Origin of the sequence: Pseudomonas sp. Fl4BN1, from assembly GCF_009908285.1 — a bacterium.
GTDB lineage: Bacteria > Pseudomonadota > Gammaproteobacteria > Pseudomonadales > Pseudomonadaceae > Aquipseudomonas.
Genome location: NZ_JAAARM010000021.1, coordinates 68695 through 88219 on the forward strand (window position 1 = coordinate 68695; position 19525 = coordinate 88219).

General features: G+C 58.9%; 16 protein-coding genes, 3 tRNA genes and 1 pseudogene. 2 read left to right on the top strand and 18 right to left on the bottom strand.

Features of this window, described 5'->3' with window-relative positions; translation table 11 throughout:
• Positions 1–148: 148 nt before the first annotated feature.
• The 5 genes and pseudogenes from GV818_RS35085 to GV818_RS22170 all read right to left on the bottom strand — a co-directional run bounded on the left by GV818_RS35085 (position 149) and on the right by GV818_RS22170 (position 6094).
• Entirely contained in the window at positions 149–862 is a 714-nt protein-coding gene (locus tag GV818_RS35085; protein WP_372242116.1) for a methyl-accepting chemotaxis protein, read from the bottom strand.
• A gap of 144 nt (positions 863–1006) precedes the next feature.
• Positions 1007–2146 (bottom strand): annotated as a pseudogene (locus GV818_RS35090) (HAMP domain-containing protein); the annotation flags it as partial.
• A gap of 262 nt (positions 2147–2408) precedes the next feature.
• Positions 2409–3245, bottom strand: a complete 837-nt coding sequence (gene ampE, locus GV818_RS22160) for a regulatory signaling modulator protein AmpE (RefSeq protein WP_161755715.1) — start codon at positions 3243–3245, stop codon at positions 2409–2411.
• Positions 3242–3802, bottom strand: a complete 561-nt coding sequence (gene ampD, locus GV818_RS22165; RefSeq protein ID WP_161777522.1) for a 1,6-anhydro-N-acetylmuramyl-L-alanine amidase AmpD — start codon at positions 3800–3802, stop codon at positions 3242–3244. Before ampD ends, ampE begins: the two co-directional genes overlap by 4 nt.
• A 63-nt stretch (positions 3803–3865) precedes the next feature.
• On the bottom strand, positions 3866–6094 hold the full coding sequence (locus tag GV818_RS22170) for a DUF1631 domain-containing protein (protein ID WP_161777523.1): 2229 nt from the start codon (positions 6092–6094) through the stop codon (positions 3866–3868).
• A 364-nt stretch (positions 6095–6458) separates the two neighbouring features.
• Here GV818_RS22170 and nadC point away from each other — a divergent pair, with 364 nt between their 5' ends.
• On the top strand, positions 6459–7307 hold the full coding sequence (nadC, locus tag GV818_RS22175) for a carboxylating nicotinate-nucleotide diphosphorylase (RefSeq protein ID WP_161777524.1): 849 nt from the start codon (positions 6459–6461) through the stop codon (positions 7305–7307).
• A gap of 40 nt (positions 7308–7347) precedes the next feature.
• Here nadC and GV818_RS22180 read toward each other — a convergent pair whose 3' ends face one another.
• The gene (locus tag GV818_RS22180) at positions 7348–7644 is read right to left on the bottom strand and encodes a DUF6388 family protein (protein WP_047283892.1); all 297 of its coding nucleotides are present in this window, start codon (positions 7642–7644) and stop codon (positions 7348–7350) included.
• 321 nt (positions 7645–7965) lie between these two features.
• Between GV818_RS22180 and GV818_RS22185 the strand changes: the two genes are divergently transcribed.
• A complete protein-coding gene (locus GV818_RS22185) occupies positions 7966–8871 on the top strand; it encodes a hypothetical protein (RefSeq protein ID WP_161777525.1) in 906 nt (301 codons plus the stop codon).
• Between the two features lie 53 nt (positions 8872–8924).
• On the opposite strand, the gene GV818_RS22190 is transcribed toward GV818_RS22185, so the two are convergent.
• The 12 genes from GV818_RS22190 to tpiA all read right to left on the bottom strand — a co-directional run bounded on the left by GV818_RS22190 (position 8925) and on the right by tpiA (position 19525).
• Positions 8925–9000 (bottom strand) — tRNA-Thr (locus tag GV818_RS22190).
• A gap of 235 nt (positions 9001–9235) precedes the next feature.
• The gene (pnp, locus tag GV818_RS22195; RefSeq protein WP_161755725.1) at positions 9236–11341 is read right to left on the bottom strand and encodes a polyribonucleotide nucleotidyltransferase; all 2106 of its coding nucleotides are present in this window, start codon (positions 11339–11341) and stop codon (positions 9236–9238) included.
• A 192-nt stretch (positions 11342–11533) separates the two neighbouring features.
• Positions 11534–11803, bottom strand: a complete 270-nt coding sequence (gene rpsO, locus GV818_RS22200) for a 30S ribosomal protein S15 (protein WP_003177875.1) — start codon at positions 11801–11803, stop codon at positions 11534–11536.
• A 140-nt stretch (positions 11804–11943) separates the two neighbouring features.
• Positions 11944–12861, bottom strand: coding sequence for a tRNA pseudouridine(55) synthase TruB (gene truB, locus GV818_RS22205; RefSeq protein WP_161755727.1), 918 nt, complete (start codon positions 12859–12861; stop codon positions 11944–11946).
• A 3-nt stretch (positions 12862–12864) separates the two neighbouring features.
• On the bottom strand, positions 12865–13263 hold the full coding sequence (gene rbfA, locus GV818_RS22210) for a 30S ribosome-binding factor RbfA (protein WP_161777526.1): 399 nt from the start codon (positions 13261–13263) through the stop codon (positions 12865–12867).
• Between the two features lie 159 nt (positions 13264–13422).
• Complete coding sequence (infB, locus tag GV818_RS22215; protein ID WP_161755731.1) at positions 13423–15948, bottom strand: translation initiation factor IF-2; 2526 nt, start codon at positions 15946–15948, stop codon at positions 13423–13425.
• Positions 15949–15975: 27 nt separating this feature from the next.
• Positions 15976–17457, bottom strand: a complete 1482-nt coding sequence (nusA, locus tag GV818_RS22220) for a transcription termination factor NusA (protein WP_161755733.1) — start codon at positions 17455–17457, stop codon at positions 15976–15978.
• 47 nt (positions 17458–17504) lie between these two features.
• Complete coding sequence (gene rimP, locus GV818_RS22225) at positions 17505–17963, bottom strand: ribosome maturation factor RimP (protein WP_161755735.1); 459 nt, start codon at positions 17961–17963, stop codon at positions 17505–17507.
• Between the two features lie 130 nt (positions 17964–18093).
• Positions 18094–18170 (bottom strand) — tRNA-Met (locus GV818_RS22230).
• 96 nt (positions 18171–18266) lie between these two features.
• Positions 18267–18352: transfer RNA gene (locus GV818_RS22235), tRNA-Leu, on the bottom strand.
• 29 nt (positions 18353–18381) lie between these two features.
• A complete protein-coding gene (secG, locus tag GV818_RS22240) occupies positions 18382–18765 on the bottom strand; it encodes a preprotein translocase subunit SecG (protein ID WP_161755876.1) in 384 nt (127 codons plus the stop codon).
• Positions 18766–18769: 4 nt separating this feature from the next.
• Positions 18770–19525, bottom strand: coding sequence for a triose-phosphate isomerase (gene tpiA, locus GV818_RS22245; protein ID WP_015634119.1), 756 nt, complete (start codon positions 19523–19525; stop codon positions 18770–18772).

The window sequence follows — 19525 nt, forward strand, 5'->3', positions numbered from 1 at the left end:
GTCACCCGGTGAGGGGCGCTCAAAAAAACAGACGCGCAGGAAAACAGGAAATACGCCACAAACAAAGAATTTAATTACTACTGGTTGTATGCAAGATGGCGGAGCCCTTTACGCTAAAGCACTCCGCGAGCGAAAGACCGCCAAGGCGTCAGACCCTGAAGGCACCAATCAACTGCTTGAGCTGCACCACTTGGGCCGACAACTGGCGACTGGCATCCTCGGTCTGGTGTGCGCCTTCGGCAGTGCGTTCACCGGCGCGGTTGATCTCGACAATGTTCTGGTCGATGTCATGAGCCACCGCGGTCTGCTGCTCCACCGCCGCGGCAATCTGCTGGTTCTGGTCGACGATCATGCCCACCGCCCCAAGGATGTTTTCCAGGGCCTGCTGGACTTTCTCAGACTGCCCCACGGTGCCATTGGCCATGGCATGACTACTGCCCATCGCCTTAACCGCCGCGCTGACCCCGCCGTGGAGTTTATCGATCATCTGCTCGATTTCCTCGGTGGACTGCTGCGTGCGCTTGGCCAGGGTCCGTACCTCATCGGCCACCACCGCGAAGCCCCGCCCCTGCTCGCCGGCCCGCGCCGCTTCGATGGCGGCGTTGAGGGCCAGGAGGTTGGTCTGCTCGGCAATGCTCTTGATCACCTCCAGCACCCGGCTGATGGACTGGCTGTCACTGGCCAACTGATTGATCACCAGCACCGACTGGTCGATCTCGCTGGCGAGCCGGGCGATGCTGCCCTGCTGGGACTCCACCAGACCACGACCGCTGATGGTTTCATCATTGACGCTGTGGGCGCTACTGACCGCCGCCGCGGCGCTGCGAGCGACTTCCTGGGCGGTGGCAGACATTTGGTTCATCGCAGTGGCCACCTGTTCGATCTGGCTGCGCTGGCCGGCCACTGCCTGGTTGCTCTGGGCCGAGACGCTTTCTACCTGCCCGGCCTGGCGCTCGACTTCGCTGACGGTTTGGCCGACTCGCTCGATCAGATCGTGGATCTTCAGCACCGTACCGTTGAACACGCTGCCCAGCTCTCCCAGCTCGTCGCGACTGTGGGCCTTGAAGGTGACCGTCATGTCCCCGGCCGCGACCTTGTCCATCATCGCTCCAAGGCGCCGCAGGGTGGTGCGGGTCGAGGCGTAGAAACCGCCATACAGGTAGACGATCGACAGGAACACCAGGGCCAGGGCCACCACCAGCAGCACCATGTGGCTGCGGTTCTGCTCCAGGCGCTTTTGCAGTTCGACGTCGAGAAACTTCAAGGTGCCTTCGTTGAGTTGATAGGTCTGTGCCATCAGGCCGCTGACCTGGTCGTAAAACCCCTGCCAGGGCGCGTCCAGGGTGTCGGCCACGATCACCTGCTCCTCGAACAGTTCGCTGGCCTGCTTGAGGCTGCCTTTGCTCGCGCCGGCCAGGCTGTCGAGGCTGTCGTGGGCGGCGCGGCTGGCGCCCAGGGCGTCCTGCAACTTGAGCGCGTATTCGGCCTGGAGCTTTTCGATCTGCACCAGCAACTCGTCGAAACGGGTGCTGGATGATGAGTTGAGGAACCCTTGGCCCAGGGAGGAGGCACCGATGGCCCGGCCTTCACCCAGGGTCTGGGTAATTTGCGGGGTGACGCTGGTGATCAGCTCGCTGAGCTGGCGGATATCGCCCTGGCCGTCACGGCTGAGGCCCGACTGGCTGGCGATGATCTGGCTGAACAACTGTGCACTGCCCAACAGTTTGCCGATCAACCCGCTCTTGTTCAGCAGTGAGCTTTCCCCCTGCTGGGCCTTGAAGGCCGCGACCAGCTCATCGCGCTTGGCGTTGAACGCCTCGACTTGCTGGGGATCCACAGTCACCGCCTGCATGGCTTGCAGGCGTTCGAGCACGGTTTTCTCCAGGGCGACGATCTTGCCTTCCAGGTCCCCGGCCTTGCCGGACTGGCCGAGGCTGGCGTTGATCTGCACCTGATTGTTGAGGGTCTCCAGGTCCCGACGCAGGGCCAGGCTGCTGCCCAGCAGATCAAGACTCTGCAACTCGACCTGGGTGCCCTGGAATTCACGATAAGAGTCGCGCACCAGATAGAAGTTGGTCACCAGCATGGGTAGAAAGAACAGCACGCTGATCAGGCTGAACTTCATGCCGAAGCTCAGGCGGTTCATCAGCGCGACAGCGGGATAGAGCAAGCTCTTCACAAAGAAGTCTCCCTTTTCTTTTATTGTTATTGGCAGGCAGGCGAAAGCAGCAGATAGCCACTATTCGGCGCTGCCTCTGTATAGCTCAATTTCGGGGGAGGTTTTGTAACTTAAAGTTAACCGCTAGAGAGGCGCCCAGAGCAGGGTTTCCTCAGAAGGCTGAGCAAGGCTGATATGGCGAGGAAGCAAGCGTTCCTCGCCACAAAAAACCGTGCCCAGCAACCGTCAGTCAGGCTAGAACAGTCCACAGGGCAAAACCGGCGTACCAGAGCACTGCCGCACGCAGCAGCAGTTCCCAGATACGGTCCAGGCTGTTGATACCTTCCGGCCCCGCCACCGGTGGCGGAATTTCACCGGCCACCAAGCCGACCTTTTCCACCAGTTGCGCGGCGCTGATGTGCCAGTTGAGCAGTTCGTGGAGCATGACCCGGCTGACAGCGACGAAGTTACCCACCAAGGCAAAACTCACCGCCAGCAAGCGTACCGGCAACCAGTCGAAGGCGTGCCGCAACTGCTCTGCCCGCTCTATCAGGGCCGGGTTCTTGCCGTGTTCGGCCGCCAGGGCCAGCAGGCGATAACTCAGGGCCGCCACCGGGCCCAACAGGAAATACCAGAAAATTACCGCAAAGAAGCTCTGGAAGGCCTGCCACAACAGGTGGGCCTGAACGCTTTCCAGCAGTTGCTCACCATTGTCGGCACAGATGTCCAGGTCACGCTTGGCAACGTGGACTGCCGCTTGCAGGTCCTCGCGTCGCCAGGCATCGCGGAACGGCCCCAGGCCGCCCAACAGGTCCCCCCTTCCCAGGGCATAGATCACCACCCACAGATGCACCGGCAGAGCCAGCAAGCCATAAGCCACCGGCTGCAGGACCCACAGCAACACGCCGAGCAAGATCACTGGCAGCAGTATCAAAACCATCAACAGCCACCACGGATGCCCGGCCATGCGCGGGCTCGACTCCAGTCGTGCCAATTGCCGCAGCCACCAACCGTCGCGCTGTACCCGCTGGCGCAAGGCCGAGAATTTCTCGATCCATACCGCCAGCAGCAACACCAGAAAACTCATTGTCTTTCCCCCTTCTCCACGGCGGCACGATAGCGTGCCCAGTCGAAAGCCGGGCCCGGGTCGGTCTTGCGCCCGGGCGCGATGTCGCTATGCCCACAAATTCGCTGTGGTGTTATAGCGCAATAAACTGCCTGCAATTGATCGGTCAGGACACCCAAGGACTGATACTGGGCGTTGCTGAAGGGCAGCTCATCGGTGCCTTCCAGTTCAATGCCCAAGGAAAAATCGTTGCAGGTCTCGCGCCCCTCGAAGCTCGACACCCCGGCGTGCCAGGCCCGGTCCAGACAAGAGACAAACTGCGTCACGGCGCCGTCACGCTCGATCAGGAAATGCGCGGACACGCGCAAGTCGGCGATCCCGGCAAAATACGGATGCTCTGTGACATCAAGGCGATTCTGGAAGAATTCCTGCACCTTGCCGGTGCCGAACTGCCCCGGCGGCAGGCTGATGTTATGGATCACCAGCAGGGAGATTTCGCCCCCCGGGCGCTCATTGAAATTGGGTGATGGGCAGTGACGTACGCCATGACACCACCCCGTGGCAGGGTCCAGCCGCATACCAGTTCCTTCAGCTAAAGCCTTGAATGGCCCAGTATGCCGCGTTACGCCCTCGGGTTGCGATCACTTGCCGTGATTGAGCCGCTGCAGATTGCCGATCACCGATTCCAGGGCTCGGTCGAACAGCAAGGTATCGTCCAGGGCGCGCACTGCGCCTCGGTGAAACTCCAGGGCCAAGCCCATGCGCGTGCGTTCCAGGACCTTCATCCCGGTGCGGTTGACGAACACGTACTTGGCCACTGGATGGGACACAATCGCCGCCAGCTTGCAGCGCAAGGTGTTGTCCTCGTCCTCCTGGAACTCGACCCAGGCCCCCAGTCGCAGTTGGTCGACTTGCAGCACACTGGCGTCATTGGCGGGCAACGCCAGCGGCGCGGCCTCCAGAGGGCCCTCCTCCGCGGAGGGCAGGAGGATCTCTTGAGCCACCACGATCATCTCGACGCGCTCCGCCTCCAGAGCCACCACTCGCGGCTGAGGGACCTGGGCTTCGCGCTCGAACGCCTGCAGGTGCAGGAGTTCAAGCTGGCTGAAAAATTCGCTGGTGGCGAAGGGATCGAAAGCCGCACCGCTCAAACCGTCACGCAGGCCCTTGAGCAACCCCGGCACCAGCGCCAGCAAGCGCATCGCGGTGTCCGGCTGCTCGTGGCGCTGCACGCTCCAGATCAGTTCGGTCAGGGTCTGCTCGGCAATCTGCCATTGGGTGGAGTCATCGCCATGCTTGAGGAAACTGAGCAGCAGGACCTGGCTCCAGGCGTCACGGACAAAGTCCACTACTTTGTGCGGCAGCACCTTGCCCAGCAGCGCCTCATTCAACGCTTGCTCGACCCGGCGTCGGGCCATCTCCGCCTTGGCCCGGCCTTCCTCGGCGTCGCGGGTACGCTGCTCCAGCAACTCGGCCCGGCGTCGCTCGTCGGCGGTAAAGGCGAGAAAGTCCGCCAGCAGCTCGGAAAAGATCGCCGGGTCGTCGGTGAATTCGCTCAGCAAGCGCTGTACCACTTGCTCGATACGCAGGTACAGGCTGTCGCGCTGATGGTCATCGCAGCCACCCCAGCCCATGGCGGCCGCAGCAATTTCATTCATCAGGCGCCGGGCCGGATGACTGCCGCGGCTGAAGAAGCTCTTGTCCAGCACCGCCACCTTGAGCATGGGGATCTGCAGGCGCCCGATCAACGCCTTGAGGGAGTCCGGCAGGTTGCGGTCATCGAGGATGCACTCGAAGAGCATGGCGATCAGGTTGATCACGTCTTCATCGGCGACCCCCACCACACGGGACTTGCCGCTCTTGACGCTGACCCGGGTCAGCAACTGCTCCAACTGGTTGCGCAGGTCGAAGTCTTCCTGGGCGCTGGGCGCCGGCACGTACTGCTGCAAGTGCGACAGCAGGCGCAGCAGATCGCGGGTCGAGATCGGTTGGGTTTCAGCGCTGGCTTCCAGGGTCGGTGCGACACTGCCGCGCACATGGAAGAGCAGCGTCTGCAACGCTGCGAAAACCTCCTGGACGCTCTCGTCGAGCTGCCCCTGGCTGGGCTTGACGGTACCGTCTTCGCCTGCCGCGCCCTGCACGTCGGCCTGGGCTCGATCCGAGGCCCGTCGCGCCGGAGCGGGCATCAACTCCGGCAGAATGCCAGTGGCGATCAGCAACTGGTTGGCCTCGGCATAAAGCTGCTCCGCGTCGCTGAGCACATAACGCTCGAAGAGCTTGAGGATGATCAGCTTGACCTTGATCTCGACCCCCAGGCTGCGCCCGGACTGCAGGAAATACTCGCACAGCAACGCCGGTCCCAGGGGGTTTCCTGAATCCGCCAGGCGCTGGCCCAGCAGTACTCCCAGACGCGCCGTCAATTGCCCCAGGGCGAAACCATCACGATTGAGTACCTTGGCCACCATGGCATCCACTGCCACGCTCTTTTCCAGGTCATCGTGAGTAGGGGCCAACGATGGGTCATAGGCCACCGTATGAGGAATGACCAAGGCCGGATCGTATTGGACCAGACCGGCAAAGGCTTCGAAAAACTTCTCGAGAAAACCACGCTCGATACTTTTGCGCTTCAGGCGCAGGTCGCGCATGGCTTCAAACAGCGTGTTCTGCTCGACGTTGTTCTGCGCCCGGTCAGCCATTTCAAACAGGGTATCGTCAGCATTATCGAACAGCTCCTGCAAGCCGTGGCGCAGTTGCTGGGCAGCCTTGTCACGAACCTGAAGCAGAATCACCGGCAGGCGGGCAAGCGGCGACGCGGTCGCCTGATCTGTAGCCGCCTTGTGCAAAGGCACTACATTCCCGTCGTTGTGCATCCAAGCCTCCTGGAAAAGGTGTTTCTTCGGTTCGATTTCAAGGTTCAGTCAAGCCGGCGACGCTCACAGCCGGCTCTCAGCGGAGGCAAGTGCACTCTACTGCTCTTTAGTTAAGGGGGGAGCCAAAGATACGTCAAAGCTATGACGTCAATTACAAGTCATATTATCTTGTAAAAACCCCCTCTTGCGCCAGCAGACTCTGCCGCCTCTTCTGAAAAAACCCTCGTTTCGTTAAGAAAATTCACTCTCATTCATCGGACAAAGCTACGAAAGACAGGTTCGCTAAAGACTGCCGAGATTTGCTGCCTTGGGTTAGCCGATCCCCTGCCCCTATAATCGGCACACTTTGTTTGTGGAGCCCGTTATGCCGAATCTACGCCTCGCCGACCTGACCGCCGAAATCGAAGCCAACGTGCGCCGCGCATTGCTGGAAGACATCGGCAGCGGCGACATCACTGCGCAATTGATCCCGGCCGAACGTCTGGCCAAAGCCACCATCATTACCCGCGAGGCCGCAGTGATCAGCGGTACCGCCTGGGTGGATGCGGTGTTCCGCCAACTGGATCCGCGAGTTGCCGTGCACTGGCAGGTGGCTGACGGTGAGCAGGTTGTGCCCAACCAGGCGCTGTTTCACCTCGAAGGCCCGGCCCGTTCGTTGCTCACTGGCGAACGCAGCGCGCTGAACTTCCTGCAAATGCTCTCCGGCGTGGCTACTCGGGCGCGTTATCTGGCCGACTTTGTCAGCGATACCCAGGTCAAGCTGCTGGATACCCGCAAAACGCTCCCTGGCCTGCGCCTGGCACAAAAGTACGCGGTCACCTGCGGTGGCTGCCATAACCACCGCATCGGTCTGTACGACGCGTTCCTGATCAAGGAAAACCACATCGCCGCCTGCGGGGGAATCGCCCAGGCCATCAGCGCCGCCCACCGGATCGCCCCGGGTAAGCCGGTGGAAGTGGAAGTGGAAAGTCTTGCGGAATTGAAAGAGGCCCTGGCTGCAGGTGCCGACATCATCATGCTCGACGAACTGAGCCTGGACGACATGCGCGAGGCCGTGCGCCTGAATGCCGGCAAGGCCAAGCTGGAAGCCAGCGGGGGAATCAACGAAAGCACCTTGCGCCCGATTGCCGAAACCGGGGTGGACTACATCTCCATCGGCGCCATGACCAAGGATGTGAAAGCCCTGGACCTGTCCATGCGGCTGAGCCTCTGAGCCATGAAAAACGCCAGCCTGGTTCAGGCTGGCGTCGGGTTCAACTGTCGATCTCGTTGAGCTGCAAGTAATCCTCGAGGTCCATGCCCAGCGCTTCAGCAACCTCCTGATGCACTTCCAGGCGCATGGCCTTCAACTCTTCCGGTGTCTCGGCCACCAGATCGAGCACCAGTTCCCACGGCTCGATGCCGCGAGACTCCGCCTCGTCCTCAAAGGCCCATTGCGCCTGTTGCTTCTGTTCTTCCGGGCTCAGGGCGCTGATTTCTTCTTGCAAGGAAGGCGTGGCAGCCAGGTACCTTTCAAGCGCTACGTCGATTCTTGCCTCTTTAGGAATCATCTCGTTCTCTCTGATCGTGGGAATGGAAGATGGATCTGGATCGTTGGGATCTCTCTGCCGCAAAAAACCGTTTCAATCGTCGATTTATCTGGCCTTCAGAACCATTCGGGATCATCTGAAAACAGCATGCTGGTACTCAGACAGAAACCGAATATAGGACCTTTGGGCGACGATTTATATGACCCAATGCATCAATTGGGTAAAAACCGGCCATCCCACGCATCGTAAAGGCTGCGCCCACGATCCTGCCTACGGGAACAAGTTTTCAGGAACGCAGTCATAGCGTTGTGCCACATCGGCACTTCACAAGGAATCTCAGTGATGTCCAGTTGTTCAAAGTCTGCGCCTGCACTGTTCTCGATCAGTATGGCGGCGCTGTTGTTCGGCAGTTTGACTCTCCCGCAACAGGCTCGGGCCGCTATCGAGTACCAGACCGACAGCCCTTCTTCCTACGACAAACTCGGCACCATCCACCGCGACGCTCGCGGAAATTACACACTGCACAGTTCGGACTTCAGCAGCGATGACCTGAAGAACCTGCAGGACAGCCTGAAAAGCACCAAGGCCGAGCTGGAGAAACTGCAGAGAACCGTCAGTGACCAGGCTCGAACATTCGACGAGTTCAAGCGCAATAGCGGTTCCAGCTCCAGCAGCAATGCCAACGAACTCTCCACTCTAAAGCGCACTGTCAGCGATCAGGGCAACAGCTTGAGCAAGCTGGAGAAGCAAGTAGAAGAGCTCAAGCGCAGTGCAAGCGGCAGCTCGAACTCAAATAGCAGCGAACTGACCAGCCTCAAGCGCACCCTCGGTGACCAGGGCAGCAGCCTTGATAAACTGGAGAAACAAGTAGAGGAGCTCAAGCGCAGCACGAGCGGCAGCTCGAACTCAAATAGCAGCGAACTGACCAACCTCAAGCGTGACATCGGCAATCAGGCCAGTGAGCTAGGCAAGCTTGAACGTCAGTTGGAAGACCTCAAACGCAACGCTGGATCCAGCTCGGGCTCCAGCTCTAGTGAACTTTCCAACCTCAAACGCGATGTCAGCAGTCAAGGCAATGAACTCAACAAGCTCGGCAGCCAGTTGGAAGATCTCAAGCGCAATGCCGGCTCCAGCTCCAGTTCAAGCTCCAGCGAGCTATCCAACCTGAAACGTGAGGTGAGCAACCAGGACAACGAACTGGACAAACTCAAACGCAGCGTGGATGACCTGAGTAGAAAGGTGAAATAAGCCAACGATAGATATGACAAAGCCCGCATCACGCGGGCTTTGCTTTGTACAACTGGTGCCGGAGACAGGAATCGAACCTGCGACCTTCGCGTTACGAGTGCGCTGCTCTACCGACTGAGCTACACCGGCGTGGATTAAAACCTAGCACCGGCACCTGGGGCCGGCAACTATAGCCACAGGGCACACTTGGACAAGAAGGCCTGTGTCCCCTTCACGAGCCTCAAGGACCCGCCTGCTCCATCGCCTGCGGCAGCAGCCAACACAATCAAGCATGAGGAGCTGGCAGTGAGTATTTTGTCGTAGATAGCAAAACGCCCCGAACCAGTCGGGGCGTTTGCTTGTTCAGCGTAAGGCTAAAGGGAGATTAAACGCCCGAAGCCTTGGCTGCTGCCACGTCTTTGATGGACAGCTTGATACGACCGCGGTTGTCCACGTCCAGTACCAGCACTTCCACTTCCTGGCCTTCTTTGAGGATGTCGGTGACTTTCTCAACGCGAGCGTCGCTCAGCATCGAGATGTGCACCAGACCGTCCTTGCCCGGCAGGATGTTGACGAAGGCGCCGAAGTCGACGATGCGCTCAACCTTACCGACGTAGATCTTGCCGATCTCGGCTTCCGCGGTGATGCCCAGGACGCGCTGACGCGCGGCCTCTGCAGCTTCCTTGGTTTCGCCGAAGATCTTGATCGAGCCGTCGTCTTCGATGTCGATCGAAGCCTTGGTCTCTTCGCAGATCGCACGAATGGTGGCGCCGCCTTTACCGATGACATCACGGATTTTGTCGGTGTCGATCTTCATCGCGATCATGGTCGGAGCGTTGGCCGACAGCTCGGTACGCGACTGACCGATGATCTGGTTCATCTGACCGAGGATGTTCAGGCGAGCTTCCAGGGCCTGGCCCAGGGCGATCTCCATGATTTCTTCGGTGATGCCCTTGATCTTGATGTCCATCTGCAGCGCGGTAACACCTTTGGCGGTACCGGCTACCTTGAAGTCCATGTCGCCCAGGTGGTCTTCGTCACCCAGGATGTCGGTCAGGACGGCGAACTTCTCGCCTTCTTTAACCAGACCCATGGCGATACCGGCGACCGGTGCCTTCATCGGTACACCAGCGTCCATCAGTGCCAGGGAAGCGCCGCAGACCGAAGCCATGGAGCTGGAACCGTTGGACTCGGTGATTTCCGAAACAACACGGATGGTGTACGGGAACACGTCGGCAGCTGGCAGCATGGCCGAAACCGAACGACGGGCCAGACGGCCGTGACCGATTTCACGACGACCAGCGCCACCCATGCGACCACACTCGCCCACCGAGAACGGAGGGAAGTTGTAGTGCAGCATGAACGGGTCTTTTTTCTCGCCTTCCAGGGTGTCCAGCAGTTGCGCGTCACGGGCGGTGCCCAGAGTTGCAACAACCAGGGCCTGAGTTTCGCCACGGGTGAACAGGGCCGAACCGTGGGTCTTTGGCAGAACACCGACTTCGATGTTCAAAGGACGTACGGTCTTGGTGTCACGGCCGTCGATACGTGGCTTGCCGTTAACGATGTTTTCGCGAACGGTGCGGTATTCGATCTCACCGAAAGCGGCTTTGACTTCGCTGGAGGAAGGCTGGCCTTCTTCACCGGACAGCTTGGCAACCACTTGGTCTTTCAGCTCGCCCAGGCGGGCATAGCGATCAGCCTTGACGGTGATGGTGTAAGCCTGGGAGATCGCCTCGCCGAACTCGGCACGGATAGCGCCCAGCAGTGCGGTGGCTTCTGGCTGTGGAGCCCAGTTCCAGGTCGGCTTGGCAGCTTCGGCAGCCAGTTCTTTAACGGCATTGATCACAACCTGGAACTCGTCGTGAGCAAACAGTACCGCGCCCAGCATCTGGTCTTCGGTCAGTTCTTTGGCTTCCGACTCAACCATCAGCACGGCGTCAGAGGTACCGGCAACGACCATGTCCAGGCTCGAAGCTTGCTGTTGCTCGTAAGTCGGGTTCAGCAGGTAGCCGGTGCTTTCGTGGAAAGCCACGCGAGCGGCGCCAATCGGGCCGTCGAAAGGAATGCCGGAGATCGCCAGGGCCGCCGAGGTACCGATCATCGCAGCGATGTCCGGATCGGTTTTCTTGCTGGTGGAAACCACGGTGCAGACAACCTGCACTTCGTTCATGAAGCCTTCTGGGAACAGAGGGCGGATTGGACGGTCGATCAGACGCGAGGTCAGGGTTTCTTTCTCGGAAGGACGGCCTTCACGCTTGAAGAAACCACCAGGGATCTTACCGGCAGCGTAAGTCTTTTCCTGGTAGTGAACGGACAGAGGGAAGAAGCCCTTGCCTGGATCCGCTTGCTTGGCGCCAACCACGGTCACCAATACGCTGACGTCGTCGTCAACGGTGACCAATACTGCGCCGGAGGCCTGACGGGCGATACGGCCAGTCTCGAGGGTGACGGTCGACTGACCGAACTGGAATTTTTTGATTACCGGGTTCACGGTGTCCTACCTTCTTTGTGGCTCTTGGGGAAACTGGGTTCTTGCGAAATTCTTGGGCAATGTCGGGAATCGGCCCAACGCCTGTCCAGGGTAAAACGTGTATCCAGATAAAACTTGAGGCTGGGGCCTGCCATGGGCCAGCGGGAACCCACTGACACACGGCAGACAACCAACCTCTAGCGCAATCGCTGATTAGCGACGCAGACCCAGGCGACCGATCAGAGTCTGATAACGACCCAGATCCTTGCCTTTCAGGTAGTCCAGCAGCTTACGACGCTGGTTTACCATGCGGATCAGACCACGACGGGAGTGGTGATCTTTACCGTTGGCCTTGAAGTGACCTTGCAGTTTGTTGATGTTGTGGGTCAGCAGTGCAACTTGCACTTCTGGCGAACCAGTGTCACCAACAGCTTGCTGGTAGTCAGCTACGATTTGTGCTTTTTCTTGAACGTCGAGAGCCATGAGGCAATCCTTTTTTCAGGAAACCACCCAAAGGGCAGTTTCAACAGGCCAGGGACAAATCCCTGTATCTAAAAATGAGTAGTGACCGTGCCTGTTAACAGCCACCCTCTCCAGCCTGCTGTTACACAGGCTGGTTTCGGTCATTCTGACCGAATCAAGCGACGCGGCGCGATGCGCCCGTCTTCGCTCACTTCACCGATACCGATGAAGCGACCATTGTGATCCTGTACCCGCACCATGCCGAACTTCGGTGCATCGGGGGCACGTACTGGCTGGCCATTGAGCCAATAGAACGCACTGTGCTCCGAGAACTGCAACAACGGCCAATCCAGCAGGCCACTGTCCGATGGCATCAGGAAACGGTCTACCGCTTCGTTGCCGCCTTCGGCGTGCACTGCTTCCAGCTCTTCCAGGGTGACCGTCTGGGCCAGGCTGAAAGGTCCGGCCTGGGTCCGCCGCAGTGCCGCGACATAAGCACCACAACCCAGTTTTTCACCAATATCTTCCACCAGGGTACGGATATAGGTGCCTTTGCTGCAGTCCACCGCCAGGCGGGCAGTGTCGCCTTCACAGGCGAGTAATTCCAAGCGCGCAATAGTAACAGAACGCGGTTCGCGCTCCACCACTTCCCCTGCACGAGCCAGTTTGTAAAGCGGCTGGCCATCGCGCTTGAGGGCAGAGTACATCGGCGGTATCTGTTTGATTTGACCACGAAACCCGGGCAATACCGCTTCGATATCGGTACGACCAACGGTCACCTCGCGCTCCAGCAAAACCTCGCCTTCAGCGTCCGCGGTGGTGGTGGTCTTGCCCAATTGCATCAGGGTTTCATAACCCTTGTCGGAATCGAGCAGATACTGCGAGAACTTGGTGGCTTCACCAAAGCACAACGGCAAGACGCCGGTGGCCAGGGGGTCGAGACTGCCGGTATGACCGGCCTTCTCGGCATTGAGCAACCAACGGACCTTCTGCAAAGCCGCGTTGGAGGTAAAACCCAGCGGCTTGTCCAGGAGGATGATGCCGCTGACGTTACGACGGATACGCTTGACCTGAGCCACCGCTTACTCCTTGGCGTCGTCAGGGGCAGGCGCGGCGTGCTGGCTGTCTTCTGCCACGGCACGCTCGATCAGGGCCGACAAATGCGCTCCGCGAACCACGCTTTCATCGTAATGGAAGTGCAGTTGCGGCACGCTGCGCAGCTTCATTTCACGCGCCAACTGCATGCGCAGGAAGCCTGCCGCCGAGTTCAGCACCTTGATGCTCTGGGTGATTTCTTCAGCGTTTTCCTGGCCCATCACGGTGATGAAAATCTTCGCGTGACCAACGTCGCGACTGACTTCCACGGCGGTGATAGTCACCAGGCCGACGCGTGGATCTTTGACTTCACGACGGATCAGCTGCGCCAGTTCGCGCTGCATCTGATCACCGATACGTTGGGTACGGCTGTATTCTTTTGCCATGTCTTGTTACCTGTTACTGCCTCACGGTGAAACCCGTGTGGTCTGAAAGCGGCAAACGCCCGGCCTGACAGAAGCCAGACCGGGCGTTGCGTTTAGAGTCCGCCAGTGGCGCCGTGCAATTGCATGCGGCTGACCATGGCGGCTCTTGAAGTGCGCGAGTTAGAGGCTGCGAGCAACCTGAACCTTCTCGAAGACTTCGATCTTGTCACCGACTTTGACGTCGTTGTAGCTCTTCACGCCGATACCGCATTCCATGCCGGCACGTACTTCGGAAGCGTCATCCTTGAAGCGGCGCAGGGATTCCAGCTCGCCTTCGAAGATAACGATGTCTTCACGCAGTACGCGGATTGGACGGTTACGGTGAACAACACCTTCGATGACCATGCAACCTGCGATCGCACCAAACTTCGGCGAACGGAATACGTCGCGAACTTCGGCAATGCCCAGGATGTTCTCGCGAACGTCGCTGCCCAGCATACCGGTCAGGGCTTTCTTGACGTCTTCGATGATGTCGTAGATCACGTTGTAGTAACGCATATCCAGACCTTCCTGCTCGACGATCTTCCGTGCGCCAGCATCGGCACGCACGTTGAAGCCGAACAGTACAGCATTGGAAGCCAGTGCCAGGTTGGCGTCGCTTTCGGTGATACCACCGACGCCGCCGCCGACTACGCGCACTTGCACTTCGTCGTTGCCCAGGCCATTCAGAGCGCCTTGCAGAGCTTCCAACGAACCACGAACGTCAGATTTGAGGACGATGTTAAGCGTCTTCTTCTCTTCCTGGCCCATGTTTTCGAAGATGTTTTCCAGCTTGCCGGCGTGAGCACGGGCCAGCTTGACTTCACGGAACTTGCCTTGACGGAACAGAGCCACTTCACGGGCTTTCTTCTCGTCGGCAACCACGCTCATCTCGTCGCCAGCGTCCGGAGTACCGTCCAGGCCGAGGATCTCGACAGGGATGGAAGGACCGGCTTCCTTGATTGGCTTGCCGTTCTCGTCGAGCATGGCACGAACGCGGCCGTAGTTCGAACCGACCAGCACCATGTCGCCTTGACGCAGGGTACCGTCTTGAACCAGCACGGTCGCCACTGGGCCACGGCCCTTGTCGAGACGGGACTCAACCACAACACCGCGACCTGGAGCCGAAGGCGTTGCTTTCAGCTCAAGAACCTCAGCTTGCAGCAGGACGGCTTCCAGCAGGTCGTCGACACCGGTACCCATTTTTGCGGATACAGGCACGAACGGCGTATCACCGCCCCACTCTTCGGAGGTCACGCCGTGAACCGACAGTTCACTGCGGATGCGATCGAGGTCGGCACCTGGCTTGTCGATCTTGTTCACAGCAACAACCAGCGGTACGCCAGCAGCCTTGGCATGCTGAACGGCTTCGATGGTCTGCGGCATTACGCCGTCATCTGCTGCCACGACCAGAATCACGATGTCAGTCGCCTTGGCCCCACGAGCACGCATTGCGGTAAACGCGGCGTGTCCCGGGGTGTCAAGGAAGGTGACCATGCCGCGTTCGGTTTCAACGTGGTAGGCACCAATGTGCTGGGTAATACCACCGGCTTCGCCCGCGGCCACTTTGGCACGACGGATGTAGTCCAGCAGCGAGGTTTTACCATGGTCAACGTGGCCCATTACGGTCACGACTGGCGCACGGGAAACCGCTTCACCTTCAAACTTCAGGGACTCGGCCAGGGAGTCTTCCAGGGCCGTGTCGCTGACCAGGGTCACTTTGTGGCCCAGCTCTTCAGCAACCAACTGGGCAGTTTCCTGGTCCAGTACCTGGTTGATGGTGGCTGGAGTACCCAGCTTGAACATGAACTTGATGATTTCAGCAGCCTTGACCGACATCTGCTGGGCGAGATCGCCCACAGTGATGGTCTCGCCGATCTTCACTTCGCGCACGACAGGCCCGGTAGGGCTCTGGAAACCGTGAGCATTGCGCTTCTTCAGCTTGGCCTTGCCGCGACCACCACGACGGAAACCGTCGCTTTCTTCGTCGGTAGTACGTGGAGCCACGCGCGGCGCAGGCGCCTTTTCCTTGACCGAAGCACGGTGCGGAGCGTTTTTGCGCTCGCCGTCACTGTTGCCACGACGACTGCTATCGTCGCTGCGAGGTTTGTCGGGACGACGTGGCTCTTCGCGCTTGCGAGCATCCGCTGCCGGAGCAGGGGCCGCAGCCGGTGCGTCTTGCACGGCTGCCGCAGCTACGGGAGCAGGAGCAGGAGCCGCAACTGCTTCTGCCACTGCAGGTTGCGCAGTAGCAGGCTGGCGACGGGCTTCTTCTTCGGCGCGACGCTTGGCTTCTTCTTCAGCCTTCTGACGAGCAGCATTGTCTACTGCGCGACGCTCTTCCAGTTCGCGTTGACGCTCGGCTTCGATTTCTTCCGGGCTGCGCTGCACGAAGACTTTCTTCTTGCGCACTTCAACGCTGATGCTCTTGCTGCCAGCGACACGTAGGGTGCTGGTGGTCTTGCGCTGCAAAGTGATCTTGCGTGGTTCTTCCACTTTCGCCTTGTGGCTGCTTTTCAAGTGAGTCAGCAACGATTGCTTCTCACTATCGCTCACATGTTCCTCGGCGGCGGTGTGCGGCAGACCTGCCTCACGCATCTGCTGCAGCAGGCGCTCTACCGGTGTTTTGACCTCATCGGCCAGTTGTTTCACCGTGACTTGCGTCATGCACTTCTCTCCTCAGGCCGCGCCTAATTACTCGAACCAATGGGCTCGGGCGGCCATGATCAACTTGCCGGCACGATCATCGTCAATGCCGTCGATGTCGAGCAGGTCGTCAATAGACTGCTCGGCCAGGTCTTCGCGGGTAATTACGCCGCGCACCGCCAGTTCCATCGCCAAATCCTTGTCCATACCCTCAAGCGAGAGCAGGTCTTCGGCCGGATGGGCGTCTGCCAGCTTTTCCTCAGTAGCGATGGCTTTAGTCAACAAACGATCCTTGGCCCGAGCGCGAAGCTCGTTGACAGTGTCTTCGTCAAAGCCGTCGATGTTGAGCATTTCTTCCAGCGGTACGTAGGCAATCTCTTCCAGGCTGGTGAAGCCTTCATCTACCAGCACCTGTGCCAGGTCTTCGTCGACTTCCAACTCGTCGATGAAGTTGCGCAGGATGTCGCCGGTTTCTGCTTGCTGCTTAGCCTGGATGTCCGATTCGGTCATCACGTTCAGGGTCCAGCCAGTCAACTGGCTAGCCAGACGCACGTTCTGACCACCGCGACCGATGGCCTGAGCCAGATTGTCTGCGCCAACGGCGATGTCCATGGCATGGGCATCTTCGTCAACGATAATTGCCGCGACTTCCGCCGGCGACATGGCGTTGATCACGAACTGCGCCGGGTTCTCATCCCACAGGACGATATCCACACGCTCACCGCCCAACTCACCGGATACGGCCTGGACGCGCGAACCGCGCATACCAATGCACGCGCCTTGCGGGTCGATGCGTTTGTCTTTGGAGCGGACCGCGATCTTGGCCCGCGAACCCGGATCACGGGAAGCGGCCATTACTTCGATCAGGCCTTCGGCAATTTCCGGCACTTCGATACGGAACAGCTCGATCAGCATTTCCGGCGCAGTACGCGACAGGATCAGCTGCGGGCCGCGGTTCTCGGTGCGGATTTCCTTGAGCAGCGCACGCAGACGCACACCGACACGGAAAGTCTCACGGGAGATGATGTCTTCACGGGCCAGCAACGCTTCAGCGTTGTTACCCAAGTCGACGATCACGTTGTCACGTGTCACTTTTTTCACGGTGCCGGAGATAATTTCCCCCAGGCGCTCGCGATAGGCATCAACCACCTGTGCGCGCTCGGCTTCGCGAACCTTCTGCACGATGACCTGCTTGGCGGTCTGGGCAGCGATACGGCCGAATTCGATGGACTCGATTTTCTCTTCGATCACATCACCGACTTTGGCATCGGGATGAGTCTCGTGAGCTTTGCTCAACCAGGTCTCAACCGCTGGATCATCCAGATCGGCCTCTTCGACCACTGTCCAGCGACGGAAAGTCTCGTAGGAACCGGTGTGGCGATTGATTTCCACACGCAGGTCCACTTCGTCTTCAAAACGCTTTTTGGTAGCCGTGGCCAAAGCCAGCTCCAGCGCTTCAAAAATCACGCTTGCCGGTACACCCTTTTCATTGGATACCGACTCAACAACCAGCAGTACTTCTTTGCTCATCGTACGCCTCGCCTTTCGCAAGCCATTGGATCCGCGGGATCCGCGTCTCAGTCAAAACTGGGAATTATGTTGGCCTTGTCGACCATATCGATCGGCAACAAGAATTCGTGGTCATCCACTTGCACCACGACATCCTGCTCCTCCACCCCGCGGAGAAGGCCCTGAAAGTTACGCCGACCTTCGAAGGGCGAGCGCAGCTTGATCTTCACTTGCTCACCGACATACTTGGCAAACTGTTCAAGAGTGAACAGCGGGCGTTCCATGCCTGGAGAGGAAACTTCAAGGGTGTACTCAACGGCGATCGGATCTTCTACGTCGAGAACACCGCTGATCTGACGGCTGACGATGGCACAATCGTCCACCAGCACGCCGCCTTCTTTATCAATGTAAACGCGCAACATTGAGTGGCGGCCCTGAGCCGAAAACTCGATACCCCAGCATTCATAGCCAAGGGCCACGACCACCGGGGCCAACAAGGCCTGCAACTGTTCTAGCTTGCTCGACACCTGAACCCCCTCGTGCATGCTTATGCAAATAAAAAATGGGCGAAACGCCCATCCCGGAAACGCCGTCGAATAGCGGCGTTATAAAGTGTCCAGCTAACAAAAAGCCCCTGAAAAGGGGCTCCGCTAAAACTGGTTGCGGGGGCCGGATTTGAACCGACGACCTTCGGGTTATGAGCCCGACGAGCTACCAGACTGCTCCACCCCGCGACAAAGCTGGGGCGGAAGTATACGACTGATCCCTTTTTGGGTCAATGTAACCTTCCACCTACAAGAAAGCCCGCAACAGCGGGCTCTCCTGATAATTGGTACCGAGAAGGGGACTCGAACCCCTACACCCTATGGGCACAACCACCTCAAGGTTGCGTGTCTACCAATTCCACCACCTCGGCATAGACTACGTTACTGCATGAAACTCTTCTTACTTCTGCTCTTGAGCCGGAGGTACGTCAGTCGCACTGTTGGCCGACTTTTGCTCTTGGAGCACCGGGACATCATCAGAAGCCGGTTTTTGCTTTGGTACTTCAAGCACTGCTGGATCTGGCAAACCTACTTGAGTCAGCTGATGAGCTTTCTCTTTAGCAAAGTAACCTAACCCCAAGCTGGTTATGAAGAAACCGGCGGCAAGTATAGCAGTAAACTTACTAAGAAAGGTAGAGGAACCTTGGCTTCCGAACACAGTATTTGAAGCACCTGCACCGAAAGACGCGCCAGCATCCGCACCTTTACCCTGCTGCAGCAAAACCAGAGCAACTACGCCCAGGGCACCCAGCAGATGAAAAACGACTACGACTGTTTCCAGCATTTTTTCAGTTTCCCGCGGCGCGACAAATCGCACCGAACTCATCTGCATTCAGGGAAGCTCCACCAATGAGCCCCCCATCGATATCCGGCATGCCGAACAGTTCGACCGCATTGGCCGCCTTCACGCTGCCGCCGTATAGAAGCCGCACTCCTCGTGCCACTTCAGAATTCTCTGCCGCCAACTGCGCGCGAATGGCGGCGTGCACATCCTGCGCTTGTTGCGGTGTTGCAGTCAGCCCGGTGCCAATGGCCCAGACCGGCTCGTATGCGATAACAGCATTGGCGAAAGCACCAACACCCAACTCTTCAATGATGCTGCCCAGCTGACGCCCGACAACCTCAAGAGTCTTCCCGGCTTCGCGCTGCTCAAGGGTTTCCCCTACACACAGCACCGGTTTCAAACCACAGGCCTGTGCCGCTGCGAACTTGCGGTTGAGGGTCGCGTCACGCTCGCCCATGATCAGGCGGCGTTCGGAGTGCCCAACCAGCACCAGGGAACAACCTGCATCCACCAACTGACTCGGGGCAATCTCGCCCGTCAACGCACCTTGCATGGATTCCACCGCAGAGTTCTGCGCGCCGACCTGAATCGACTTGCCTTTCAAGCCATCAATCACTTGATTGATATGCAAGCAAGGCGGGAAAACCGCGACATCAACACCGCTTGGCAAGGCCAGATGACGAAGGCCATTGATCAGCTCAGCGACGCTGGCGCGGGTACCGTGCATCTTCCAGTTACCAGCTACCATAGGGCGACGCAT